The 22,950-nt window shown below is 60.6% G+C and carries 25 protein-coding genes; 14 read left to right on the top strand and 11 right to left on the bottom strand.

The window, feature by feature from the left end:
- Window positions 1-4: 4 nt before the first annotated feature.
- The 3 genes from pgeF (at window position 5) to P1U55_RS07800 (ending at window position 2,368) form a co-directional block, all read left to right on the top strand.
- Entirely contained in the window at window positions 5-760 is a 756-nt protein-coding gene (pgeF, locus tag P1U55_RS07810) for a peptidoglycan editing factor PgeF (RefSeq protein ID WP_301046979.1), read from the top strand.
- A 312-nt stretch (window positions 761-1,072) separates the two neighbouring features.
- Window positions 1,073-1,216 (top strand): hypothetical protein, encoded by a 144-nt coding sequence (locus P1U55_RS07805; RefSeq protein ID WP_301046978.1) that lies wholly within the window; start codon window positions 1,073-1,075, stop codon window positions 1,214-1,216.
- 447 nt (window positions 1,217-1,663) lie between these two features.
- Window positions 1,664-2,368: a Hint domain-containing protein gene (locus tag P1U55_RS07800; protein ID WP_301046977.1), complete on the top strand. Its 705-nt coding sequence runs from the start codon at window positions 1,664-1,666 to the stop codon at window positions 2,366-2,368.
- A gap of 38 nt (window positions 2,369-2,406) precedes the next feature.
- Here P1U55_RS07800 and P1U55_RS07795 read toward each other — a convergent pair whose 3' ends face one another.
- Entirely contained in the window at window positions 2,407-2,907 is a 501-nt protein-coding gene (locus P1U55_RS07795) for an Lrp/AsnC family transcriptional regulator (protein ID WP_301046976.1), read from the bottom strand.
- A gap of 177 nt (window positions 2,908-3,084) precedes the next feature.
- On the opposite strand from P1U55_RS07795, the gene trxB reads away from it, so the two are divergent.
- The 3 genes from trxB (at window position 3,085) to P1U55_RS07780 (ending at window position 6,851) form a co-directional block, all read left to right on the top strand.
- A complete protein-coding gene (gene trxB / locus P1U55_RS07790) occupies window positions 3,085-4,089 on the top strand; it encodes a thioredoxin-disulfide reductase (RefSeq protein ID WP_301046975.1) in 1,005 nt (334 codons plus the stop codon).
- A gap of 240 nt (window positions 4,090-4,329) precedes the next feature.
- Entirely contained in the window at window positions 4,330-6,039 is a 1,710-nt protein-coding gene (locus P1U55_RS07785) for a bifunctional sulfate adenylyltransferase/adenylylsulfate kinase (protein ID WP_301046974.1), read from the top strand.
- Window positions 6,036-6,851, top strand: coding sequence for a class I SAM-dependent methyltransferase (locus P1U55_RS07780; RefSeq protein ID WP_301046973.1), 816 nt, complete (start codon window positions 6,036-6,038; stop codon window positions 6,849-6,851). The genes P1U55_RS07785 and P1U55_RS07780 overlap by 4 nt, the downstream gene beginning before the upstream one ends.
- Before the next feature lie 42 nt (window positions 6,852-6,893).
- Here the strand turns inward: P1U55_RS07780 and P1U55_RS07775 are convergent, their stop codons facing one another.
- Window positions 6,894-7,127, bottom strand: coding sequence for a DUF1150 family protein (locus tag P1U55_RS07775; protein WP_301046972.1), 234 nt, complete (start codon window positions 7,125-7,127; stop codon window positions 6,894-6,896).
- Window positions 7,128-7,152: 25 nt separating this feature from the next.
- Window positions 7,153-7,566 carry an Hsp20 family protein gene (locus P1U55_RS07770; protein ID WP_301046971.1) on the bottom strand — a complete coding sequence of 138 codons (414 nt, stop codon included), beginning with the start codon at window positions 7,564-7,566 and terminating at the stop codon, window positions 7,153-7,155.
- Between the two features lie 156 nt (window positions 7,567-7,722).
- On the opposite strand from P1U55_RS07770, the gene P1U55_RS07765 reads away from it, so the two are divergent.
- Genes P1U55_RS07765 through P1U55_RS07755 form a run of 3 tightly spaced genes read left to right on the top strand, consistent with a single transcriptional unit; the run spans window position 7,723 to window position 9,559 of the window.
- Complete coding sequence (locus tag P1U55_RS07765; RefSeq protein ID WP_301047013.1) at window positions 7,723-7,947, top strand: DUF465 domain-containing protein; 225 nt, start codon at window positions 7,723-7,725, stop codon at window positions 7,945-7,947.
- Between the two features lie 57 nt (window positions 7,948-8,004).
- Window positions 8,005-8,493, top strand: coding sequence for a 5-(carboxyamino)imidazole ribonucleotide mutase (gene purE / locus P1U55_RS07760; protein ID WP_301046970.1), 489 nt, complete (start codon window positions 8,005-8,007; stop codon window positions 8,491-8,493).
- A complete protein-coding gene (locus P1U55_RS07755; protein WP_301046969.1) occupies window positions 8,486-9,559 on the top strand; it encodes a 5-(carboxyamino)imidazole ribonucleotide synthase in 1,074 nt (357 codons plus the stop codon). Before purE ends, P1U55_RS07755 begins: the two co-directional genes overlap by 8 nt.
- Here the strand turns inward: P1U55_RS07755 and P1U55_RS07750 are convergent.
- Window positions 9,549-10,286 (bottom strand): alpha/beta fold hydrolase, encoded by a 738-nt coding sequence (locus tag P1U55_RS07750; RefSeq protein ID WP_301046968.1) that lies wholly within the window; start codon window positions 10,284-10,286, stop codon window positions 9,549-9,551. The two genes, P1U55_RS07755 and P1U55_RS07750, sit on opposite strands and share 11 nt — an antisense overlap.
- Window positions 10,287-10,350: 64 nt before the next feature.
- On the opposite strand from P1U55_RS07750, the gene P1U55_RS07745 reads away from it, so the two are divergent.
- Window positions 10,351-10,788: an NUDIX hydrolase gene (locus P1U55_RS07745; RefSeq protein ID WP_301046967.1), complete on the top strand. Its 438-nt coding sequence runs from the start codon at window positions 10,351-10,353 to the stop codon at window positions 10,786-10,788.
- On the opposite strand, the gene P1U55_RS07740 is transcribed toward P1U55_RS07745, so the two are convergent.
- The 4 genes from P1U55_RS07740 to P1U55_RS07725 form a co-directional block, all read right to left on the bottom strand.
- Entirely contained in the window at window positions 10,742-11,605 is an 864-nt protein-coding gene (locus P1U55_RS07740; RefSeq protein ID WP_301046966.1) for a DMT family transporter, read from the bottom strand. The two genes, P1U55_RS07745 and P1U55_RS07740, sit on opposite strands and share 47 nt — an antisense overlap.
- A gap of 183 nt (window positions 11,606-11,788) precedes the next feature.
- Window positions 11,789-13,432, bottom strand: a complete 1,644-nt coding sequence (gene groL / locus P1U55_RS07735; RefSeq protein ID WP_301046965.1) for a chaperonin GroEL — start codon at window positions 13,430-13,432, stop codon at window positions 11,789-11,791.
- Window positions 13,433-13,479: 47 nt separating this feature from the next.
- Window positions 13,480-13,767: a co-chaperone GroES gene (locus P1U55_RS07730; protein ID WP_301046964.1), complete on the bottom strand. Its 288-nt coding sequence runs from the start codon at window positions 13,765-13,767 to the stop codon at window positions 13,480-13,482.
- Between the two features lie 281 nt (window positions 13,768-14,048).
- Entirely contained in the window at window positions 14,049-14,501 is a 453-nt protein-coding gene (locus P1U55_RS07725) for an Lrp/AsnC family transcriptional regulator (protein WP_301046963.1), read from the bottom strand.
- Between the two features lie 72 nt (window positions 14,502-14,573).
- On the opposite strand from P1U55_RS07725, the gene P1U55_RS07720 reads away from it, so the two are divergent.
- From P1U55_RS07720 to P1U55_RS07710, 3 genes are all read left to right on the top strand, one after another.
- Window positions 14,574-15,173, top strand: a complete 600-nt coding sequence (locus P1U55_RS07720; protein ID WP_301046962.1) for a LysE family translocator — start codon at window positions 14,574-14,576, stop codon at window positions 15,171-15,173.
- Window positions 15,174-15,275: 102 nt separating this feature from the next.
- Window positions 15,276-16,196 (top strand): manganese-dependent inorganic pyrophosphatase, encoded by a 921-nt coding sequence (locus P1U55_RS07715; RefSeq protein ID WP_301046961.1) that lies wholly within the window; start codon window positions 15,276-15,278, stop codon window positions 16,194-16,196.
- Window positions 16,197-16,202: 6 nt separating this feature from the next.
- Window positions 16,203-17,078: a TIGR01459 family HAD-type hydrolase gene (locus tag P1U55_RS07710; protein ID WP_301046960.1), complete on the top strand. Its 876-nt coding sequence runs from the start codon at window positions 16,203-16,205 to the stop codon at window positions 17,076-17,078.
- Between the two features lie 24 nt (window positions 17,079-17,102).
- Here P1U55_RS07710 and P1U55_RS07705 read toward each other — a convergent pair whose 3' ends face one another.
- From P1U55_RS07705 to gloB, 3 genes are all read right to left on the bottom strand, one after another.
- Window positions 17,103-18,065 carry a M23 family metallopeptidase gene (locus tag P1U55_RS07705; protein ID WP_301046959.1) on the bottom strand — a complete coding sequence of 321 codons (963 nt, stop codon included), beginning with the start codon at window positions 18,063-18,065 and terminating at the stop codon, window positions 17,103-17,105.
- 56 nt (window positions 18,066-18,121) lie between these two features.
- Entirely contained in the window at window positions 18,122-20,458 is a 2,337-nt protein-coding gene (gene clpA / locus P1U55_RS07700) for an ATP-dependent Clp protease ATP-binding subunit ClpA (protein WP_301046958.1), read from the bottom strand.
- Window positions 20,459-20,659: 201 nt separating this feature from the next.
- The gene (gloB, locus tag P1U55_RS07695; protein WP_301046957.1) at window positions 20,660-21,421 is read right to left on the bottom strand and encodes a hydroxyacylglutathione hydrolase; all 762 of its coding nucleotides are present in this window, start codon (window positions 21,419-21,421) and stop codon (window positions 20,660-20,662) included.
- A 65-nt stretch (window positions 21,422-21,486) separates the two neighbouring features.
- On the opposite strand from gloB, the gene P1U55_RS07690 reads away from it, so the two are divergent.
- Complete coding sequence (locus P1U55_RS07690) at window positions 21,487-22,233, top strand: methyltransferase domain-containing protein (protein WP_301047012.1); 747 nt, start codon at window positions 21,487-21,489, stop codon at window positions 22,231-22,233.
- Window positions 22,234-22,950: the final 717 nt, after the last annotated feature.

The raw sequence follows: 22,950 nt of genomic DNA, 5'->3' as shown, positions 1-22,950 counted from the left end.
CCGCATGGCTCTCGATATCATCACCAGCCGCTCCCTCGCCCCGCTGACCCACGGGTTCTTCACCCGTCGCGGTGGGGCGTCTTCAGGCATCTTTGCGGGGCTGAACTGCGGTGGCGGGTCTTCGGACCTGCAAAACGCCGTTGCGCTAAACCGCGCCCGCGTGGCCGAGGCGATGGAGGTGGAAGCAGAGAACCTGCTGACGGTGCATCAGGTCCACTCTCCCGATGTTGTCACCGTCACCGACCCGTTGAGCGATCCGCGCCCCAAGGCCGATGCGATGGTCACCAGCACACCGGGGGTCGCGCTTGGCATCCTCACCGCCGATTGCCAGCCCGTGCTGTTTGCCGACATCGAAGCCGGGGTGATCGGTGCGGCCCATGCGGGCTGGAAAGGCGCTATCGGCGGGGTGTTGGAGGCGACGATTGCGGCCATGTCGGCCCTTGGCGCCAGACCGGAGCGCATCACAACCGTGATCGGACCCTGCATCAGCCAACGCGCCTACGAGGTTGGCCCGGATTTTTTTGAAACCTTCCTCGCAGAGGATGAGGGCTACGCTCGCTTCTTTTCAGGCGGTGAAGGTGATCGGATGCATTTTGACCTGCCCAGCTTTGGCCTGCACCAGCTGCGCGAGGCAGGGGTAAAGGCCGAGTGGACCGGCCACTGCACCTATTCCGATATGGATCGCTTTTATTCCTATCGTCGCTCGGTTCATCTGAAAGAGGCCGATTACGGGCGACTCATCTCGGTGATCCGCCTCTGATCTGGGCAGAACCGGGGCACCCCGCGCCAAGCCGCCGCCCCATTCACCGCGCGAAACAATGACCACCCGCCAAGCCAGACTGTTTCCTCATGGCGCCAATCCCCTTATTTTTAGGGCCGCAGCGCCCTGAGACCCGGAAAGCCGCAATCTCCGAGCCGTTTGGCGCAAGTTTTCTTCAGGTTTTTCATGACTCGTCAAATCGCCGCCCCATTGGGCAGGCAGATTGTTCTCAATCGGGCAACGAATTGGTTCAGCCAGCAAACGCCCGGAGGCAGTGTAACCAACAGAACAGGACGAGTAGGAGCAAATGAGATGAAAACGCGCTGGATCAAGACCACCGCAGAGGCCGCCAATGAGCTGAACGTGCAAATGCCATGGGAGCGCGGCGCACGTCGGGCCTCCATGATCGCACGCCGCAGCCAGGCGATGAGCCAGCTCAATTTGCTCTCGGCCTGACCGGCCTGCATCAGAATAACCAACTTCGGGTGCATGGGGGCATGTTCTGAGGTGGTTAAAATACCGCCCGCCGGATCCTCCCTCGGCGGGCGGTCTTGATTCCGGCATCTTTTATCCGCCGCATTTCGGTGCCGGGGAATCAGAATAGGGCAGATTCGTTGCGCCGCTCGAAACAGTGGTGTCACTCGCCCCGGAATTGATCCGCGCAAAGTGCCAAATCGTTTCGAATTTTTGACAATTTCGGCGATTCTCGACCAATTTCAGCCTCAAGAAATGTCCTTCTGCGCTTCTTGGTGGGGACCAAGCAGATGTGACCGGACCGAAAGGATCGTTCGCATGGTGTACCCTCGCCATCCCGTCGCCGGCCTCGCGACGGACCCTACGCGCCCTGGTGGGCGTCCCTCCTGGGCCTCCAGATCGGAGCCCAAACCCAAGCCTCGGCGGAGCATGCCTCTGACCCGCCGCTACGAGGTTAACTATCTCGCTTCCAACGGTAATATCGACGAGTTTCAGCGGGTGGCTCCGGCCACCCCACTTTTTGAGGATGCGTTTTCGGCCCTTGGCCGCGGCGCCTTGATCTCCACGGTGGATGGCCCAACCGCCGTGGAAGATATCCTCCCCGGTGCCCTGGTCGAAACGGCCAATGGCCCGCAGCCGCTTCTCTGGATCGGCTCAATGACGGTGTTTCCAGACAGCGGAGAGCTTGCCTCGCTCTCCCCCGGGCGTGAGCCTCAGCGCCTTTTGCGCGTTTCGGCAGACAGCTTTGGCCTCAGCCGCCCCGGACCAGACCTGATGCTCGGCCCCCGCGCCCGGCTGCTCTATCGTTCGGGCGCCTGCTATCAGATTGTTGGGACCGAAGAAGCCTTTGCCCCGGCACGGGCCTTCGCGGATGGTGTGAGCGTGACCGAGATCGCGCCAGTGTCACCACAAAAGGTATGGCAACTCTGTTTTGACGGTCAGCAAACCTTTAATGCCAATGGTCTGGAGGTTGAAAGCTACCACCCCGGCCTGCAAGCCGAGGCGCTGCATGATCGCGAAATGGGGGCGCTGTTCCTCACACTTTTCCCGCATATCGACCGGCTTGAAGACTTCGGGCCAATGGACATTCCCCGACTCACCGCCTTTGAGGTGGAAAACCTTCAGGCCGCGTAGAGCGCAGAGCTTTTGCCGAAGAAGCGTAACGAGGAGCGTCAGGCTGATTTTGCCAGCCGGTCTTCTAGAACATCAAAAGGCACGCCGGGTTCGTCTTTGGCGCAGCGGATGGTCAGCGAGGTTTTCAGGCTCGCCACGTTGTCTGCTCGCAGCAGGTCTTCTGTCAGGAAGTTCTGAAAGCTCGACAGATCCGGTGCGGCACACTTCAGAATGAAATCAATTTCGCCGTTGAGCATGTGGCACTCACGCACCAGAGGCCAATCGCGGCAACGCTGTTCAAAGGCGGCAAGGTCAGCTTGTGTTTGGCTGTTGAGCCCGACCATGGCAAAAACCTGCACCTCAAACCCCAATGCCCGGCTGTCGACTTCGGCGTGATATCCCTTGATATAGCCCGCCTCTTCCAGCGTGCGCACCCGGCGCAAACAGGGCGGCGCAGAAATGCCAACCCGCTCGGCCAGCGCCACATTGGTCATCCGGCCATCAGCCTGCAACTCGGCAAGGATCTTGCGGTCGATCTCATCGAGTTTGGATGTGGACATATATACCTCCGGGTTTGTCGTTTTTTACGCGGGGGAGACCGCGTGCGCAAGATTGTTTCACAGTTGCGCAAGAAATAGAGGCTGAAGGTGCAGCCGCCGCCGCCCCTGTGCGTGCCCCTTTCCCTACCGCGTCCTGCAGCTTATATCCGCCAAGAAACAGACACACGGGGAATTACCATGGGCGAGACACGGCACACCAAAACCCTCATCATCGGTTCGGGGCCTGCGGGCTATACGGCGGGTGTTTATGCCGCACGCGCAATGCTGGAACCGGTCCTCGTGCAGGGCATCGAGCCGGGCGGCCAGTTGACCACCACCACCGAGGTAGAAAACTGGCCCGGCGATACCGAGGTGCAAGGCCCCGATCTGATGGTGCGCATGGAAGCCCACGCCAAGGCGATGGGCTGTGAGATCGTTGGTGATATCATCACATCGCTGGACACCGAGGCGCGCCCCTTTGTTGCCAAAGGCGACAGCGGCACCACCTACACCGCCGATGCGGTGATTCTCGCCACCGGGGCGCGGGCCAAGTGGCTTGGCCTGCCGACCGAAGAAAAGTTCAAGGGGTTTGGCGTCTCGGCCTGTGCCACCTGCGACGGCTTCTTTTATCGCGGGCAAGAGATTGTGGTGATCGGCGGCGGAAATACCGCCGTTGAGGAGGCACTGTTCCTCACCAACTTCGCCTCCAAGGTAACGCTGATTCACCGCCGCAATGAGTTGCGGGCCGAGAAAATCCTGCAAGACCGCCTGATGAAAAACCCCAAGATCGAACCCTTGTGGTTCCACCAGCTCGAAGAGGTCATCGGCACCGAGAACCCGCTTGGCGTTGAAGGCATCAAGGCGAAGAACGTGCAAACCGGCGAGATCACCGAAATCCCCTGCAAGGGCGTGTTCATTGCCATTGGCCATGCCCCCGCCACCGAACTGGTGAAGGATAAGCTGGAGCTTCACAACGGCGGTTATGTGAAGGTGAAGCCCGGCTCCACCGAAACCTCGATTCCCGGCATATTTGCCGCCGGCGATTTGACCGATCACAAATATCGCCAGGCTGTGACCTCTGCCGGCATGGGCTGCATGGCCGCACTCGATGCCGAGCGTTGGCTTGCCGAGCAGGATCTGGATGAAGGCAAGGACGAAACTTTGCCATTGGGCTACGGCGCACCAGCCAGCGAAGGCGCCTGAGTCCGCTAACGCCATAGCGAGGGGGCGCATGCTTGCGGCGGCCCCTCGCCGCCATCAAGGCCGAGCAGGTTGATGTGGTTCCTCAAAACGGCGCGTTTTCGCAACCTTGTTGTCGGCGATGCTGCAAAGCGGCATTTTCTGCCTTATTGTTGCTAATAAAGCCAGCCTGACTTGCATTCGCGTGCATCAAAGGTCTAGGTCCGGCCAATAAAACCTATTCAGATCTCCGGAACGAGTTTCATGCAGCAAAACCTTACGCCTATCCCCGAGCTTTATGTTTCATACGAAAGCGCCCAGAAGCTGAAGATCGAAGCCGGTGATTTGCCGAGCTGGGACCTGACGCCGCGCCAGATTTGCGATCTGGAGCTGCTGATGAATGGGGGGTTCAACCCGCTGAAAGGTTTCCTTTCGCAGGAAGATTACAACGGCGTCGTGGAAGACATGCGCCTTGCGGATGGCAAGCTCTGGCCGATGCCGATCACGCTGGATGTGTCGGAGAAATTTGCCGAGAGCATCAAGCTTGGCCAGGACATTGCGCTGCGCGACCAGGAGGGCGTGATTCTCGCCACCCTCAACGTGACGGATTGCTGGACGCCTGATAAATCGCGCGAGGCTGAAAAGGTGTTTGGCGCAGATGATCTCGCCCACCCCGCCGTCAACTACCTGCACAACAAAGCTGGCAAAATCTACCTCGGCGGCCCGGTGACTGGCCTGCAACAGCCGGTCCACTATGATTTCCGCGCCCGCCGCGACAGCCCCAACGAGTTGCGCGCCTACTTCCGCAAGCTGGGCTGGCGCCGTGTTGTGGCCTTTCAAACCCGCAATCCGCTGCACCGTGCGCATCAGGAGCTCACCTTCCGTGCCGCCAAGGAAGCGCAGGCCAACCTGCTCATTCACCCTGTCGTTGGCTTGACCAAGCCGGGCGATGTGGATCACTTCACCCGTGTGCGCTGCTACGAGGCCGTGCTTGATAAGTACCCGGCCTCCACCACCACCATGAGCCTGCTCAACCTCGCCATGCGCATGGCGGGCCCGCGTGAGGCCGTTTGGCACGGTTTGATCCGCGCCAACCATGGCTGCACCCACTTCATCGTTGGCCGTGACCACGCTGGCCCCGGCAAAAACTCCGCTGGTGAAGATTTTTACGGCCCCTACGATGCGCAGGATCTGTTCCGGAAATACCAGGACGAAATCGGCGTAGAGATGGTCGACTTCAAGCACATGGTCTGGGTGCAGGAGCGGGCGCAATACGAGCCGATGGACGAGATCGCCGACAAGGACAAGGTGACCATCCTCAACATTTCCGGCACCGAGTTGCGCCGCCGTCTGGCCGAGGGCCTTGAAATTCCTGAGTGGTTTTCCTTCCCCGAGGTCGTCAGGGAGTTGCGCCGCACACGCCCGCCGCGTGCCAAACAGGGCTTTACCGTGTTCTTCACCGGCTTCTCAGGCTCCGGCAAATCAACCATCGCCAACGCTCTGATGGTCAAGCTGATGGAAATGGGCGGCCGCCCGGTGACCCTGCTTGATGGCGATATCGTGCGCAAAAACCTCAGCTCCGAGCTGGGCTTTTCCAAAGAGCACCGTGATCTCAACATCCGCCGCATCGGCTATGTTGCCTCCGAGATAACCAAGAACGGCGGCATCGCGATCTGCGCGCCCATCGCGCCCTACACCACCACCCGCAGGGCCGTGCGCGAGGATGTCGAGGCGTTCGGCGCGTTTGTGGAAGTGCATGTCGCAACCTCCATCGAGGAATGCGAACGGCGCGATCGCAAAGGCCTTTACAAGCTGGCCCGCGAAGGGAAAATCAAGGAATTCACCGGGATTTCCGACCCCTATGAAACCCCTGAAAACCCCGAGCTAAGCGTTGAGACCGAAAACGTTGACGTTGATAACTGCGCGCATCAGGTGATCCTGAAACTTGAGCAAATGGGGCTGATCGCCGGATGATCCGGCGGTTGTTCTCGCGGCTCGGGAAGGGCGACCCCAAGGAAGGGTCGCCCGTTCACCACCGCGGGTTCAACATCCCACGCCACCTAGCCTGGCGCACCGGAACGCTGGCGAATTTCACCGCCGTTTCCGATAATCACATCGAGGCCCTCACCCGCTTTGGCGGGCTTGCAGATGCGGTCGACGTGGTGGAAATCGGCTGCGGTGTTGGCCGCGATGCGATTGCGCTTCTTTCGCACCTTCCAAACGATGGCACCTATTTGGGCATTGATATCATGCCCGATAGCATCGCCTGGGCGCAGAAAAACATCGCCGCCACTGACAAACGCTTTGCCTTTGTCCACTTCAATGTCGCCGATAAGCAGCACAACCCATCGGGCACCGAAGCGATGGATGCCTACTCCGTGCCTCGCGAAGATGGCACGGTTGACCTGATCTTCCTGTTTTCAGTCTTCACCCATATGTTCCCCGGTGATCTTGCCCGCTACATGGGCGAGTTTGCCCGCATCCTGCGGCCCGGCGGGCGGGTGCTGGCCAGCATGTTCGTGATCCATGAGGGCCTGCCAGCTCACCTGGAGAAGATCGGCGGCGGCGGCGCGCGCAATCTGACATTCCAACATGAAGTTGAACCGGGCTTTTTCCATAATGACCCCGCCAAGGTGCCCGGTGCAACCGGCTACAGCTTGCAGCGGCTCGAAGAAGAGGCCGCCAAGGCGGGGCTGAAAGTAGAGGCTTTCGCCAGAGGTCAATGGTCTCTGTCAGGGGGCCACGAGGTGCCCGGTCAGGATATCCTGACCTTTTCTCTCGCCTGATTGATTGCCGCCGCTTGAGCGGACGCACCTCAAGCGCCCAATTCAGTGAACGGTGACAGGAGCCATGTCATGCCGGCGTGCCAGCACGAAGGCCAGCTCGCGGCCTTGCACCAAGGCAAGGCGCTCACCATCAATGCTGTGAACTGCGTAGATATCATCTACCAGTTCAGGCTGGTCGCGCACCTCATCGGGCAGTTCATCTACATTGGCCTTACGGACATAGACGATCGGCTGCTCGGTTGCGCCGTGGTCGTTAAAATCAAACTTCGTATTCATCGCAGTCTCCTTTCGCGCTTGTCCCTCAACCCCGTTCGATCTTGATCGTCTGGATGACCGTTTCCGGCTCCGCTCGCATCAGATCCACATGCAGGAGCCCGTTTTCCATTTTGGCACCGGCGACTTCAACGCCGTCTGCCAGCACGAAGCTGCGCTGAAACTGGCGGGCGGCGATGCCACGATGGAGGAAAATACGGCCTTCGTCTTCCTCAGACTGGCGCCCACGGATCACCAGTTGTGATTCCTCAACCGTGATCGAGAGGTCTTGTTCCGCAAATCCGGCCACCGCAAGCGTGATGCGGTAGCTGTTTTCGCTGGATTGCTCAATGTTGAACGGTGGATACCCCTCGCTGCCGGTCTTGGCAGTGCGTTCGACCAGCCGTTCAAGCTGCTCGAAACCTAACAGGAAAGGGTGCGACCCGAAATTCAGTTTGCTCATCTGGCATGGCCCTTTTTGGCAAGCGACAATGCTATACGCGGCCCCATCATGGGCACCGCCCTACAGATATGGGCATTTGTTGCTAATCAAACAAGGCCAGGCCATTGAGCAAACGTGGAAAATGCCTATGATCCACCCACCACCATGCCAGACGATATGCCCATACATGCTCCCGGTGAGATGAGCCATGAAGAGGTGCTCCGCGTTAAGCTGGAGGTGCTCAAGTGCGAACATCGCGATCTGGACGGCGCTATCGAGGCGCTGCATGAGCGCAACACCAGTGATCGCTTCACGCTGCAACGGCTCAAAAAGCGCAAACTGGCTCTCAAGGATGAGATCGGGCGCATCGAAGACCAGCTTTACCCCGATATCATTGCGTAACCCGGCCATGCGGCTATAAGGGGCGCTCTTTTCAGAGGGATGTGAGGGAGCCGCACCATGGCCGATCCGCTTGTGGGCATAATCATGGGAAGCCAGTCAGACTGGCCAACCATGAAACACGCCGCCGATATTCTTGATGCTTTGGGCGTGGTGTATGAAGCCCGGATCGTATCGGCCCACCGCACCCCTGACAGGCTTTGGACCTATGGCAAAGAGGCCGCCGGGCGTGGCTTGAAGGCAATTATCGCAGGTGCAGGCGGCGCGGCGCATTTGCCCGGCATGATGGCCTCGAAAACCCGCGTGCCGGTAATTGGCGTGCCGGTGCAAACAAAGGCGCTTTCCGGCGTTGACAGCCTTTATTCCATTGTCCAGATGCCGCGCGGCTTTCCCGTGGCGACCATGGCGATTGGCGAGGCGGGCGCGGCGAATGCGGGCTTGATGGCCGCGGGCATTCTGGCCGTTTCAGACGAGGCGCTGGCCGAGCGGCTTGAGGCGTGGCGGGAAACTCTTTCGGCCTCGATCCCCGAGGTGCCGCAGGATGACTGAACCGCTCGCGCAGGGGTCCACGATCGGGATTTTGGGCGGCGGCCAACTTGGCCGGATGCTCTCGGTGGCGGCCGCGCGCTTAGGCTACAAAACCCATATTTTTGAGCCAAACGCATCCCCCGCCGGGGACGTGGCCCATAAGGTCACTCGTGCGAGCTACGATGATACAGAAGCGCTGGTTGCCTTTGCGGGCGACGTGGATGTGATCACCTACGAGTTTGAAAACATTCCCACCGCCGCGCTCGACGTTCTCGAAGCGATCCGCCCGATCCGCCCCGGCCGTGAAGCCCTGCGGGTGAGCCAGGACCGGCTGATCGAAAAGGCCTTTTTGCGGGATCTCAGCCTTGCAACGGCGCCGTTCGCGCCCGTCGCTTCGCCGCAGGAGATGGAGGCCGCCGTCGCCAAAATTGGCGCGCCTTCAATCCTGAAAACCCGCCGCTTGGGCTATGATGGCAAGGGCCAGGCCCGCCTGAATGCCGGGCAAGATGGTGCGGCAGCATGGGCGGCGATGGAGGGTGCCGAGTCGGTTCTGGAAGGGTTCGTCAATTTCTCGCTTGAGGTTTCGGTGATCGCCGCGCGGGGGCTATCGGGCGAGGTTGTGTGCTTTGATCCCGGCGAGAACGTCCACAAAGACGGCATCCTCTCGACCACCACGGTGCCCGCGAACCTGCCGCCACGGCTCGCGCTTGATGCCGCCCTCATGGCTGGCAAAATCCTGAACGCGCTGGATTATGTTGGCGTGATGGGGGTGGAGCTTTTTGTCACCCCCGGTGCGCTGATCGTCAATGAAATCGCGCCCCGAGTGCATAATTCCGGCCATTGGACACAAAATGGCTGTGCGGTTGACCAGTTTGAGCAGCACGTCCGCGCCATTGCTGGCTGGCCGCTGGCCGATGGGCAACGTCATGCTGATGTGGTGATGGAAAACCTGATCGGCGATGATATCGACCGGCTCCCCGAGATTTCCCGCGAGCGGCACGCTGCGATCCACCTTTACGGCAAGGCCGAGGCCAGACCGGGCCGCAAGATGGGCCATGTAAACCGGGTGCAAACCGCTACTCGGTGATCCCGGTCAGCCCCATTGCAACGGCATCGGCGTAGGTCAAATCGTCGTCAAACGCCCCGGTCTGAAGGAAGGTCAAGACCTGCGCCATGACCAGCGGGTTGGACATCATGAAGGTGTGCGTCACCGTCAGGGTGATCCGGTCCGCCTCGCCGTCAAGATGGGTGGCCGCAACCGCGACCTTGCCGTCATCCGGGCCGGGAATGATTGAGCTGTAGATCGGGTTGAAGCTGAGATCACCGGCAATGATGCCGGGCGCAAACCACGCCGGGCCAAGCCGCTGCGGGATTGAGGCAGCATCGGTGCCCAACTGATCGCCAGCCGGGCCATTCACCGCGTCAAACAAGGCCCAATCCCCCAGCGCATCCACCAGTTCGCTGCCCTCATTTGGCGGGCCCAGCATCACCACGCGCCCCAGCCGCTTGGGGCGGGCATCGCGCAGCCAAACGCGCACGAGAATTCCGCCCATCGAGTGGGTCACGAAGTGCACCTTTTCCCCCTCACATGCCGCATAAGCCTGCGGCACAACGGCGGCAAGTTCCTGGATCGGCCTGGAGGTTGAGGCGTAATCAGGGGCCAGCACATTGTACCCCGCCTGCTCCAGCGCAAAGTCAAGCGGAGCCATGGAATTTGAGGTGCGAGCAAGCCCATGCAGCAGAACAACGCACTCTTTTGCCGTGGCAGGAACGGCGGCGAGGGTGAGCAGAAGGGCAAGGGCAATCTGGCGCATCTTTCTCATATAGGGGAGCATCGGCCCTCTTGCCAGCGCCGCGCCGCAGCGTCAGGTTAGCGCCATGCCCATTCGCCTCGCCACCCGCGCCATCATCGTGGAAGACAACCACCTGCTCATCGTTAACGCCTGGGCCGATCCGGCCAATCCGCTGTGGTGCGCCCCCGGCGGCGGTGCAGAGATGCACGCCTCCCTGCCCGACAATCTCGCCCGTGAAGTGCATGAAGAAACCGGCCTGACCGTGCAGGTGGGACCGCCTTGCCTTGTGAATGAGTATCACGAGGAGGCGACGGGCTTTCACCAGGTTGAAATCTTCTTTCGCTGCAAGCTGATCGCGGGAGAACTGCGCGATGATTGGGAAGATCCGGAAAGGATTGTGAGCAAGCGGCGCTGGGTCACGGAAGAAGAGCTAAGCGCCCTGCCCCACAAGCCGGGCAGCCTTGGGCAAATCGCGTTCAGTCGCGGGTTTGGCTACGATCCGTTGGAGCCCTTGATTCGGTGAGCGCCAGCGCAATCCCGGCCAGCACGATGGCCCCGGCCAGCAAGAGGCGCGGGCCGAGAGACTCGCCGAGCAGCAACGCGCCGGTGGCCAAGGCAATCACCGGGACAGAAAGCTGCACCACCGCCGCCGTGCCCGCCTCGATGCGCGGCAGCACCGCATACCAAAGCGCATAGCCAAGGCCAGAGGTCAGCCCGCCAGAGATCATCGCGAGCAGGACGCCGGGCAAGGCCCAGTTTCCCGCGCCGAACGCCAGCACCGCCAAGCCAGTGAGTGGCAGGCATAGCAGGAAATTCGCCGCCGTCGCGCCCAGTGGATCAGGCGATGTGCGCCCCGAAAGCGTGTAGGCCGCCCAGCCCACCCCGGCGATCACCATCAGCGCCGCGCTCGGCGCGTCAACAGGGGCCGCACCGCCGGGCCAAAGCAGCCAAGCCAGCCCGCCAAAGGCCAGCGCCGCCCCGGCAAGCTGCCGCCCCTTGGGCACCGCGCCACGCCACGAAGCCCACGCAAACATGCTCACCTGCACCACGCCAAACAGGATCAGCGCCCCAAGCCCCGCATCCAGCGCAAGATAGGCCCCGGAAAACCCGATCATATAAGCCGTCAGGGAAACGGCCCCCAACACGCGCCCCCGCTGCCAAAGCGGCAGGCGGCCCCCACGCATGGCCACTAGAGCGGCCAAAACTAGCGCCCCGCCCGCCACGCGTACAAGGGCAAATTCCATCGGCCCGATACCGCCGTGCTCCACCCCGGCCCGGTTGAGCAGGGAGTTTGCGGCAAAAGCCAACATGGCGAGGGCGGTCAAAAGGGCAAGCTGCATGAGGCGCAGTAACTTGCTCGGGTAAAAAGCAAAAGGGGCGCTAACCGTCATCCCTGTCGCATTTTCGTTATCCGGCCGGGGGCGGCTGCCACAGTGTTGACGCTGCGCGCCTTGGCAACCGGCGGTGAACGAAAAAGGGCCACCAAATGGCGGCCCTTTCCCTTATTTCCAAGCGCGAGTGGCTTACATCATGCCGCCCATGCCGCCCATGTCGGGCATGCCGCCACCGGCGGGTGCGCCTTCTTTGGCGGGCTTGTCGGCAACCATGGCTTCCGTGGTGATCAGCAGACCGGCAATCGAGGCCGCATCTTCCAGAGCGGTGCGAACCACTTTAGCGGGGTCGATCACGCCGAACTTGAACATGTCGCCATACTCTTCGGTTTGAGCGTTGAAGCCAAAGGTCTTGTCTTCGCTCTCGCGGATCTTGCCTGCCACAACCGAGCCGTCTACGCCGGAGTTCTCGGCGATCTGGCGCAGCGGAGCTTCGAGAGCCTTGGCAACGATGGTGATCCCGGCATTCTGGTCGCTGTTCGCGCCAGTCAGGCCAGCAAGCGCCTTGGCACCCTGAACCAGAGCAACACCACCGCCCACAACAATACCCTCTTGCACGGCCGCACGGGTTGCGTTGAGCGCATCGTCAACACGGTCCTTGCGCTCTTTCACTTCCACTTCGGTCATGCCACCAACGCGGATCACGGCAACGCCGCCAGCCAGCTTGGCCACACGCTCTTGCAGCTTCTCGCGGTCGTAGTCCGAGGTGGTTTCCTCGATCTGCTGGCGGATCTGGTTCACGCGGGCTTCGATCTCGGCCTTCTCACCAGCGCCGTCGACCACGGTGGTCTCGTCTTTGGTGATGGTGACCTTCTTGGCGGAGCCGAGCATGTCCATGGTGACCGACTCAAGCTTCATGCCCAGATCTTCGGAGATCACCTGACCACCGGTCAGAATGCCGATGTCTTGCAACATGGCCTTGCGGCGGTCGCCGAAGCCCGGTGCCTTGACGGCAGCAATCTTGAGGCCGCCACGCAGCTTGTTCACCACGAGGGTGGCAAGAGCTTCGCCTTCCACGTCTTCGGCGATGATCAGAAGCGGCTTCTGGCTCTGGATCACGGACTCGAGCAGAGGAACCATCGGCTGGAGCGACGAGAGCTTTTTCTCGTGCAGCAGGATCAGGCAATCTTCCATCTCGGCGATCATCTTGTCGGGGTTGGTCACGAAGTAGGGGCTAAGGTACCCACGATCAAACTGCATGCCTTCGACAACTTCGGTCTCGGTTTCGAGGCCTTTGTTCTCTTCGACGGTGATCACACCCTCGTTGCCGACTTTCTGCATCGCGTCAGCGATTTGCTGGCCGATCTCGGATTCGCCGTTGGCGGAGATGGTGCCAACCTGCGCAACTTCGGCGCTGTCGTTCACTTCGCGGGACGCATCCTTGATGGCCTGAACCACTTTGGCGGTGGCAAGGTCGATGCCGCGCTTGAGGTCCATCGGGTTCATGCCAGCGGCAACCGATTTGAGGCCTTCCTTGATGATGGCCTGGGCCAGCACGGTCGCGGTGGTGGTGCCGTCGCCGGCCTCATCATTGGTGCGGGAAGCAACTTCCTTCACCATCTGTGCGCCCATGTTCTCGAACTTGTCTTCCAGCTCGATCTCTTTGGCCACCGACACACCGTCTTTGGTGATGCGGGGAGCGCCGAAGGATTTCTCCAGCACAACGTTACGGCCTTTGGGGCCGAGGGTTACCTTCACCGCGTCAGCGAGGATGTTAACACCCTTGAGCATACGGTTACGGGCGTCGGTGTCGAACTTGACGTCTTTCGCAGCCATGTCTTTCTCCTAGTATCTCGGAATTTCGTTGAAATTCGAAAGCGTTATCAGGCGATAACGCCCATGATGTCGCTTTCTTTCATGATCAGCAGCTCTTCGCCGTCGATCTGTACTTCGGTGCCGGACCACTTGCCGAACAGCACGCGGTCGCCCGCGTTCACATCGGGGGCGATGCGGTTTCCGGCGTCGTCACGAGCGCCTGCACCAACGGCCACGATCTCGCCCTCAGCGGGCTTTTCCTTGGCGCTCTCGGGGATGATGAGTCCACCGGCAGTCTTTTCGTTTGATTCGACGCGGCGGACCACGACGCGGTCATGAAGAGGGGTAAATGCCATCTCTGAACGCTCCTTCGTTCGAGGTTATGATTCTATCATTAGCACTCACCATCGGCGAGTGATAACAATGTGGAGATAAGGATGTGGCCGGGGCGAGTCAACCAGTATGGATGCAAAAATCGCCGCGTTCCGGCAAGGACTTTACCGCTTGCAACCTCGGCCACCTGCGATTGACGCGTAGCACCGCAAGAAACCGGATAGGGCGTGTATCCGGGGTGAACAAAACTATCCCAGAAATGCCTTCCCACTGGTACTCGGGCCGCCACCGTTTTGGCATCCCGCTAGGCCCTGTCGTCTTTGGGCGAGTTCATTACGACATAAGTGGTGATCGAATTTACCTGCGGAAGGGTGCCAAGAATTTCGGTGTGAAACAGCTTGAAGGCCGCCAGGTTCTCCACCTCTACCCGCAGTAAATACTCTATCGCGCCGGTGATATTATGACACTCACGCACCTGTGGCGCCCGCAACATTGCCCGCTCAAAGGCTTCTTGGCTCTGCTTTGTATGGACCGATAGCCCCACCCCGAGCATCGCAACAAAACTGCGGCCTGTCGCGCCCGGATCGATCACCGCCTTGTAGCCTTTAATGACGCCAGCACGCTCAAGATCCTGGACCCGCCGCAAACAGGCCGATGGGGACAGGCTCACGCGTTCGGCCAGTTGGATATTGCTCACGCGACCATCAGCAGCCAGTTCGCGCAATATCCGCTCGTTAATGTGATCAATTTTCGCCATTTCGTGCAAAAACTCCGCCGAATTCGGCAAGAACGCAAGCCTATTGTCCCACAAAGCCGCAATCCTTGCGCAATGATGCAATCCTTCCTTCCCGCCCTCATTCTCTACGCGCTGGCCAGCACGGTCACGCCGGGGCCGAACAATATGATGCTGCTCGCCTCCGGGGCCAACTTCGGCTTCCGGCGCACCGTGCCGCATATGCTGGGCATTCTGACCGGCATTGTGGTGCTGATCCTCGGCGTTGGCGCGGGATTGATGGCGCTGTTTGATCTGATGCCCTGGAGCTATCTGGCGCTCAAAGGCCTCGCCATTGCCTATATGCTGTGGCTCGCGTGGAAAATCGCCAATGCTGCCGCGCCAGAAGGTCGCCCGGCTGGCAGCACCCCCATGTCACCGCTTCAGGCAGCTGCCTTTCAATGGGTCAACCCCAAGGCCTGGTCCATGGCACTCACAGCGATCACCGTTTACGCCCCGCAGCGCGACCTTGCGTCGGTGGCGGTGGTGGCGGGCTGTTTTGCACTGGTGGCCTTCCCGGCCAATAGCCTTTGGGTGACACTCGGCCAACAGGTCAGCCGGTGGCTCACCTCTCCACTGAGGTTGCGCAGCTTCAACATCGTCATGGCACTGCTGCTGGTCGCCTCGCTCTACCCTGTGCTGCTGACCACCAAGTGACAAAAGCCCGCCCAATCTGCGGGCCATCATCACGCCGGGTGACAAGCGCCGCCGCCCCGCTTATAAGGCCCGCGACCTCCTCACCCAGCAAAGCAGGCAGACATGACAATCAAGGTTTTTGGCCACAAATCCCCCGACACTGACAGCACCGGCTCCCCACTTATCTGGGCCTGGTATCTTTCCGAAGTGCGCAAGCAACCTGCCGAGGCGGTCTTGCTGGGCAAGCCCAACACCGAGGCCGCCTTCGTGCTCAAGAAATGGGGCTATGAGCAGCCCGCGATCATCTCTGGCGTCTCCGAGGGCGAGCAGGTGGTGATCGTCGACACCAACAACCCCGCCGAACTCCCCGATGCGATCAACGATGCCGATATTCTCCAGATCATCGACCACCACAAGCTGACCGGCGGCATCGAAACCAAGGCCCCGATCGACATCACGATCAAGCCGCTCGCCTGCACCGCAACCATCATGCACAACCTGATGGGCGACAATGCCGCGCAGATGCCTGAAGGGATCAAGGGGCTGATGCTGTCGTGCATCCTGTCTGACACGCTGGAATTCCGCTCGCCGACCACAACCGATCAAGACAAGGCGCTGGCCGAAGAGCTTGCCAAAGACCTTGGCCTTGATATCCCGGCCTATGCCTCGGAAATGTTCGAGGCGAAATCCGATGTTTCGGCCTTTTCGGACGCCGAGCTGCTGCGGATGGACAGCAAGGAATACGAAGTCGACGGCACGAAATTCCGCGTGTCGGTCCTGGAAACCACCGCGCCCAAGATCGTGCTTGATCGCAAGGCCTCGCTCATCGACAGCATGAAAACCGTCGCCGCCGAAGATGGCGTGGATCAGGTGCTGCTCTTCGTGGTGGATATTCTTGCGGAAGAAGCCACCCTTCTGGTGCCGAATGATCTGGTAAAAACGGTTGCTGAAAAGAGCTTTGGCGCTTCTGTTTCCGGTGACACCGTGGTGCTGCCGGGCGTGATGAGCCGCAAGAAGCAGATCATTCCCAACCTCAAGGTCTAGGGGCGCATGGCCCGCATTATCAGCAATCTGGCGGAGGTGGCGCATCTGTATGACGCCGCCTTCGTTGACCTTTGGGGATGTGTCCATGACGGCGTAACCACCTTTCCCGAAGCGGTGGAGGCCCTGCGTGGCTTTCGCGCGGCAGGCAAGAAGGTGGTGCTGTTGACCAACGCGCCGCGCTCCCGACGCGAGGTGCAAAAGCAGCTTGTTCGTTGGGGTGTGCCCGATGATGCGTGGGACACGATCGCCACCTCCGGTGACAGCGCCCGCGCCGCGATGTTCCGTGGTGCGGTTGGCAATAAGGTGTGGTTCATGGGCGGCGATGAGGATTTGCCGTTCTTTGAGCCGATCCACATCGTTCATGAACCTGTTCCAATCCAGCGGGTCGCACTGGACGAGGCCGAAGGCATCGTGTGCACCGGCCCGTTTGACGCCTTCGCTGATCCTGCGGAGATGCGCCCACAGTTGCTTTATGCAAAGCAAAAAGGGTTAAAGCTGCTCTGTGCCAACCCCGATATCGTGGTGGATCGGGGCGGAACGCGGGAGTGGTGTGCCGGTGCGATTGCCGCCCTCTACACCGAGATGGGCGGCGAAAGCCTGTACTTTGGCAAGCCGCATCCGCCGATCTACGACCTCGCCCGCGCCCGGCTTGTTGAAGCAGGTGGCGACCCGGACAGCCCTGTGCTGTGCATTGGGGACGGGGTGATGACCGATGTGAAAGGCGGGCTTGGCGAGGGCTTGGATACGCTTTTCATCACCGGCGGTCTTGCAGCGGCGGAAACGGCAACTGCACCGGGCGGACAGCCTGAGGGCAGCAAGCTGGAGACCTTTCTCAATGCTCATGAAATGGCCGCAACCTACGCTATCGGCTTCCTGCGCTAGTGCTTTTTTCTTGGCGGCACCGCGCTAGTTGACCTCGGTTTCCACCATCCGGCGGCCAAGTTCTTGCGCACCGCGTCGGTGGATCACCGTGCCACGGTACACCCCCCATGGCCAACCCGCCTCGGGGGTGCGCTTTCCATAGGCTCTGAGAACAAAGGGCTGCGATTTTTTCAGCGTATCGGTATGGCGCCCGATCTCGCCTTCCGGCCCCTCGAAGATGATCTCGATCTCATCTCCGGTTTGCCCGGCGAAGGCGTAGCCCCAAACAACCAAGGCCGGGGCCTTGGGGGAGGACACAGCGGGGCTATTGAGCCCATCACGCACCTGCGCGATAGTGGGCACCTCTTGTGCAAACCCCGCAGAAAGCAGGCCACCGGGGATATATGCAGGGGGCTCCAGCCAGATGCTCTTTTCCGCCGCATCGCCCTGCACACAGGCCGCAGACGGGCCGGCGGTAAGATCAAACGGGTCTACTTTTTCACCGTTGTGGCGAACGGTCAGGTGCATATGAGGGAACGAAGCGCGGCCCGACATGCCAATCAACCCAAGCGGTGTGCCCATCGCAACGCGCTGGCCCTTTTCAACCACGACCGAGCCTTGGCGCATGTGGCAATACTGGGTGAGCCAGCCGCCGCCGTGGCTGATCACAACCCCGTTGCCGCAGTCCTTCCCCTCCAAATCCGGCGCAGCGGGGCTTAGGGATGAGACATCAGGCATGCCATCGCGCAGCCCCACAACGGTTCCAGGAGCCGCCGCCACAACCGTGACGCCCGCTTTGACCTGCTGCATCGTGATTACCGCAAAATCAGTGCCGCCATGATCGTCGTTCGCCAGCGACCCGCAACCATGATCGGCAACTGCGCCTTCGGCTGGGTCGCGGTCAAAGTATTGTTGAATATAACAATTTCGCCCAAGCGTGCAGTCAACCGGTTGGCCGAGCAGCAGGTCTTTGGCGGCCAGTGCTCCGGGCGCGGCGACTGCGGCCACAATACACAAAAGGAGCGCCCGAAAGCGCTCCCCTTGCTTGTTTTTTCGTCCTTCGCTCATTCGGCAGTGAGCAATGGCGGTTTCTTGCGACTGGCGAGACGCGCCTTTTGAGGCTCCTCGATCCGCAGGTCGATCTCTCCGTTCTTGACGCCAACCTTGACGATCCCGCCTTTCATCAGCTTGCCAAACAGCAGGTCTTCGGCCAGCGGCTTCTTGATGCTCTCCTGGATCACCCGGCCAAGCGGCCTTGCGCCCATCTTGTCATCATAGCCCTTCTCGGCGAGCCACTCGGCGGCCTTTGGGGTAAGCTCAAAGGTCACGTTGCGGTCCATCAACTGGGCCTCAAGTTGAAGCACAAACTTCTCGACCACCCGAATGATCACATCGCGTGACAGCGGTGCGAAGCTGATAACAGCATCCAGTCGGTTGCGGAATTCGGGGGTGAACGTGCGCTCAATGGCTGCCATATCCTCACCCTCGCGCCGGTCCCGGCCAAAGCCGATGGCCTCCTTGGCTTGTTCAGTCGCGCCCGCATTCGAGGTCATGATCAGGATCACGTTGCGGAAATCCACCTCGCGCCCGTTGTGGTCAGTCAGGCGACCGTTATCCATGACTTGCAGCAGGATGTTATAGACATCCGGGTGCGCTTTCTCGATCTCATCGAGCAACAGCACACAGTGCGGATGCTGGTCCACCCCGTCCGTCAACTGCCCGCCCTGATCAAAGCCAACATAGCCCGGAGGCGCACCGATCAAGCGGCTTACCGCGTGCTTTTCCATGTACTCGGACATATCAAAGCGCAGCAATTCCACCCCAAGCTGATCTGCAAGCTGCTTGGCCACCTCGGTTTTGCCAACCCCGGTGGGGCCCGCAAAGAGGTAGTTGCCGATGGGCTTCTCCGGTTCACGAAGGCCCGCGCGAGACAGTTTGATCGCCGAACTCAGAGCCTCGATCGCGGTATCCTGACCAAACACCACCCGCTTGAGCGAGTTTTCCAGATCGCGCAGCAGCTCGGCATCGTCTTTGCTGACGTTCTTTGGCGGGATGCGGGCGATCTTGGCAACAACAGCCTCGATCTCCTTGGCACCAATGGTCTTGCGCCGCTTGCTTTCGGCCACAAGGTGCTGGGCCGCGCCGGCCTCGTCGATCACGTCGATCGCCTTATCCGGCAGCTTGCGGTCATTGATGTAACGGGCCGAAAGCTCCACCGCGGACTTGATGGCATCGGCGGTGTATTTGATGTCGTGGTGTTCCTCGAAGTAGGGCTTGAGGCCGCGCAGGATTTTGACGCTGTCATCCACCGAGGGCTCGTTGACATCAATCTTCTGGAACCGGCGGCTGAGGGCGCGATCCTTCTCGAAGTGCTGGCGGAACTCCTTGTAGGTGGTGGACCCCATGCAGCGCATCTTGCCGCCCTGAAGGGCTGGCTTCAGCAGGTTTGAGGCATCCATGGCCCCACCCGAAGTGGCACCTGCACCGATCACGGTGTGGATTTCGTCGATGAAAAGCACCGCATCGGGGTGTTTTTCAAGGTCGGTCACCACCGCTTTCAGCCGTTCTTCAAAGTCACCGCGGTAGCGCGTGCCAGCCAGCAATGCGCCCATATCGAGCGAAAAGATGGTAGATTTCGCAAGCACTTCGGGCGTTTCACCCTGCACGATTTTACGCGCAAGGCCCTCAGCGATGGCCGTTTTGCCAACGCCCGGATCCCCCACCAGAAGCGGGTTGTTCTTGCGGCGGCGGCAAAGCACTTGAATACAACGCTCCACCTCGGACTCGCGCCCGATCAGCGGATCGACCTCACCGTCACGCGCCTTGGCGTTAAGGTCGACGCAGTATTTCGACAGCGCGTTTTCTTTTTCTTCGCTCTCGGCGTTCACCGTTTCAGAGGCGTCATGCTCTCCGTCCATGTCGGTCGATCCCGAAACCGAGCGGCTTTCACCGAAGGCCGGGTCTTTGGCGACGCCATGGGCGATGAAATTCACCGCGTCATAGCGGGTCATGTCCTGCTCTTGCAGGAAGAAGGCGGCGTTGCTCTCGCGCTCGGCGAAGATCGCCACCAGCACATTGGCGCCCGTCACCTCGGTGCGACCGGAGCTTTGCACATGAATCGCGGCGCGTTGGATCACCCGCTGAAACGCGGCAGTTGGCACGGCTTCGGAGCCTTCAATCTCGGTGACGAGCGTTGAAAGGTCTTCATCAATGAAGTCGTTTAGAGTGCTGCGAAGGTCATCCAGATCAACGGAACAGGCCTGCATCACCTTGGCGGCGTCAGGTTCGTCAATCAGGGCCAGCAGGAGATGTTCCAGCGTGGCGAGTTCGTGGCGTCGCGCGTTGGCAAGTGCCAGCGCGGCATGGATTGCTTGCTCGAGGGTGTTCGAAAACGATGGCACGCTTTGTGCTCCTTTCCCTAGGTGGCCTGGATGGGTTCGGGCCCGTCCATTACCGTGGCCTCATATGATTAAAGTTCGGTGGAAATGCCGATCCTTCAAGCCCTTTTCTGAGGATTTTTCCATTTCGCGCCGAATATGCACAAATTGTGATCAGTTCGGAGGGCCGCGAAACGGCTCTTTTCCTTATATAAGGCAGGGGTTTCAGAATGCATCCTTGCGACGGCGCAGTTCGGCGAAAATTTCAGCATCTTTTGCACCTTCCATGCCGAGATGTGCGCGGATGCTGGGGTCAGCGCAGCGAAGGAAGGGGTTGGTGGCGAGTTCAACAGACAGTTTCACCTGTGCGGTTGGCTGGTTTGCGGCGCGGGCTTCGGCCACCTCTTTGGCGCGGGCCTGAAGGGCTTCGTTGTCGGGATCGACGGTGAGCGCGAAGCGGGCGTTGGCGCTGGTGTATTCGTGGCCGGAATAGACCACCGTTTCGGGCGGCAGGGCGGCGAGCTTCTGAAGACTGTTGTGCATCATCTCCATCGTCCCCTCAAACACCCGGCCACAGCCCAGCGCCATCAGGCTGTCGGCGGTAAACACCGCGCCGCCGTTCGGAAAGTGGAATGCCATGTGCCCCAGGGTGTGGCCCGGCACCGAGAGCGGCACGGTATAACCCTCACCCTCACCGCCGTTTGTGCCCTCTTCCAGCGCCAAGTCCAGAGGTGGCAGCTTGGCCTCCTCGGCCTTGGGGCCCATCACCTTCAGCCCATACTTCTCACGCAGCTCCGCAACCCCGCCAACGTGGTCATGGTGGTGGTGGGTGAGCATCAACACACCGGGATTCCAGCCTTTTTCCTCCAGCGCATCAATGATTGGGCCCGCTTCGGGCGCGTCGATCAGGCACACCCCATCGGGGCCTTTGACCACATAGGCGTAGTTGTCAGAGAGGCAGGGAACGGTGAGGATATCGAGGGGCATGGCGTTTCCTTCGGGCGCTGCTATCTTGGCCCTGAAGAATGACGCAAAGGGCCCTGCGCTGCAACATGCACCTCGACGTTCTGGACCTTAGGAACTTTTACTACCGCACCCAGCTTGGCCGGGTGGCGCAGCGGGCGATCCGGGATCGGCTGCTGGAGTTCTGGCCCGAGGCCAAGGGGCAAACGGTTGCAGGCTATGGGTTTGCGACCCCGCTCCTGCGGCCTTACCTGCGCGATGCGCGCCGAGTCATGGCGCTTATGCCGGGGGAGCAGGGGGTGGTTCCCTGGCCCTCGGGGCAAGACAACCATTCGGTGCTGGTGGAGGAGACGCTTTGGCCAGTGCCCACCGGGATGGTTGATAAGCTGGCCTGCCTGCATGGGTTGGAAACAAGCAATGATTCCGGGCGCTTGCTGGACGAAGTTCATCGGATTCTCGGGCCGGGTGGGCGGGCGATTTTCGTGGTGCCAAACCGGGCCGGGCTTTGGGCGCGGCGGGATGGGACGCCATTTGGCTTTGGTCGGCCCTACTCGATCACCCAGCTTGAGGCGCAACTGAAGGCGCATGGTTTTGTGCCGGAGCGCTACCGCGCCGCCCTGTTCACCCCGCCGTCGCACCGCAGATTCTGGATTAAATCCAGCAACTTCTGGGAAAAGGCTGGCGAAAAACTGGCAACTTCGCTGGCGGGAGGGGTGTTTATGCTGGAAGCCTCAAAACAGGTTTATGGCTCGGGTGGAGAAACGGTGAAACGCCGCCGTGCGGCCCCTTTGAAAGTCCTGGAAGGCGCGGTTTCACCAACGCCAAAGCCTGCCTGACGGGCTGTGCGGTTTTGCGAGAGAACGGCGCGTTACCCCTGCTTGGTGTGCGGAATTTTGCAGGACACAAACCATGCACAAGCGATGCACATCCCATGCATAGGCAATTTGGCGCTGTTGCGCTGTAAGACTTCTTAACGAGCGGTGAGGGAGCGGGTTGGCAGGGTTTGGCGGTGCCGGGCGAATCTATGTGTGTTTCCAAGGGAATGCCGCTGCGCCTGCCCTGCCCGGCCACCGTGCGGATGTGTCAGGATTGGCGATGCAACGGCCGGGGGTGGAAGGAAGCGGTAACCGTGGTTTGAGAAATTTGCTCGAAAGGCGCGGGTTCGCGGTGGTGGGATGGTCTTTGGTGAAGGTGAGTCGGGGCTGGGAGGGTGGCGATCACGGGTGCGGTTTTGCCGGGTTGCAGGAGGTGCCAACACGAGGCGGTTGAGCGCCTGCCCGTGGGGTGGCGCACCTACGGTCATTCGGAAGCGCTTTAAGGTTGTAGGGTCATCTTCGGGGTATTCGAAGCGCTGGTGGTTGGGGAGCGCCAGCCCGCCGGACGGGCAGGCGCTTGACCGGCGCCTGCGGCTTGATTCCGGTCAGGGTCTGGGGGGGTGGTGCTATGAGATTGGCTGAGATTACGCCAGCGCGAGGCGGTTGAGTAGCTGCCCGTGGGATGGCGCTCTGATGGTAGTTCGGAAGCGCTTTATGGTTGCAAGGTCATCCTCGGAG

Origin of the sequence: Vannielia sp. (assembly GCF_029212645.1) — a bacterium.
Taxonomy (GTDB): domain Bacteria; phylum Pseudomonadota; class Alphaproteobacteria; order Rhodobacterales; family Rhodobacteraceae; genus Vannielia.
Note: the sequence above shows the minus strand (reverse complement) of the source record. Positions and strands in the feature narration are given on the sequence as shown.

Coding starts and splice junctions, on each gene's coding strand:
- pgeF (WP_301046979.1), top strand. CDS start 5: ATGGCTCTCGATATCATCACCAGCCGCTCCCTCGCCCCGCTGACCCAC.
- P1U55_RS07805 (WP_301046978.1), top strand. CDS start 1,073: ATGAAAACGCGCTGGATCAAGACCACCGCAGAGGCCGCCAATGAGCTG.
- P1U55_RS07800 (WP_301046977.1), top strand. CDS start 1,664: ATGCCTCTGACCCGCCGCTACGAGGTTAACTATCTCGCTTCCAACGGT.
- P1U55_RS07795 (WP_301046976.1), bottom strand. CDS start 2,907: ATGTCCACATCCAAACTCGATGAGATCGACCGCAAGATCCTTGCCGAG.
- trxB (WP_301046975.1), top strand. CDS start 3,085: ATGGGCGAGACACGGCACACCAAAACCCTCATCATCGGTTCGGGGCCT.
- P1U55_RS07785 (WP_301046974.1), top strand. CDS start 4,330: ATGCAGCAAAACCTTACGCCTATCCCCGAGCTTTATGTTTCATACGAA.
- P1U55_RS07780 (WP_301046973.1), top strand. CDS start 6,036: ATGATCCGGCGGTTGTTCTCGCGGCTCGGGAAGGGCGACCCCAAGGAA.
- P1U55_RS07775 (WP_301046972.1), bottom strand. CDS start 7,127: ATGAATACGAAGTTTGATTTTAACGACCACGGCGCAACCGAGCAGCCG.
- P1U55_RS07770 (WP_301046971.1), bottom strand. CDS start 7,566: ATGAGCAAACTGAATTTCGGGTCGCACCCTTTCCTGTTAGGTTTCGAG.
- P1U55_RS07765 (WP_301047013.1), top strand. CDS start 7,723: ATGCCCATACATGCTCCCGGTGAGATGAGCCATGAAGAGGTGCTCCGC.
- purE (WP_301046970.1), top strand. CDS start 8,005: ATGGCCGATCCGCTTGTGGGCATAATCATGGGAAGCCAGTCAGACTGG.
- P1U55_RS07755 (WP_301046969.1), top strand. CDS start 8,486: ATGACTGAACCGCTCGCGCAGGGGTCCACGATCGGGATTTTGGGCGGC.
- P1U55_RS07750 (WP_301046968.1), bottom strand. CDS start 10,286: ATGCGCCAGATTGCCCTTGCCCTTCTGCTCACCCTCGCCGCCGTTCCT.
- P1U55_RS07745 (WP_301046967.1), top strand. CDS start 10,351: ATGCCCATTCGCCTCGCCACCCGCGCCATCATCGTGGAAGACAACCAC.
- P1U55_RS07740 (WP_301046966.1), bottom strand. CDS start 11,605: ATGCAGCTTGCCCTTTTGACCGCCCTCGCCATGTTGGCTTTTGCCGCA.
- groL (WP_301046965.1), bottom strand. CDS start 13,432: ATGGCTGCGAAAGACGTCAAGTTCGACACCGACGCCCGTAACCGTATG.
- P1U55_RS07730 (WP_301046964.1), bottom strand. CDS start 13,767: ATGGCATTTACCCCTCTTCATGACCGCGTCGTGGTCCGCCGCGTCGAA.
- P1U55_RS07725 (WP_301046963.1), bottom strand. CDS start 14,501: ATGGCGAAAATTGATCACATTAACGAGCGGATATTGCGCGAACTGGCT.
- P1U55_RS07720 (WP_301046962.1), top strand. CDS start 14,574: ATGATGCAATCCTTCCTTCCCGCCCTCATTCTCTACGCGCTGGCCAGC.
- P1U55_RS07715 (WP_301046961.1), top strand. CDS start 15,276: ATGACAATCAAGGTTTTTGGCCACAAATCCCCCGACACTGACAGCACC.
- P1U55_RS07710 (WP_301046960.1), top strand. CDS start 16,203: ATGGCCCGCATTATCAGCAATCTGGCGGAGGTGGCGCATCTGTATGAC.
- gloB (WP_301046957.1), bottom strand. CDS start 21,421: ATGCCCCTCGATATCCTCACCGTTCCCTGCCTCTCTGACAACTACGCC.
- P1U55_RS07690 (WP_301047012.1), top strand. CDS start 21,487: ATGCACCTCGACGTTCTGGACCTTAGGAACTTTTACTACCGCACCCAG.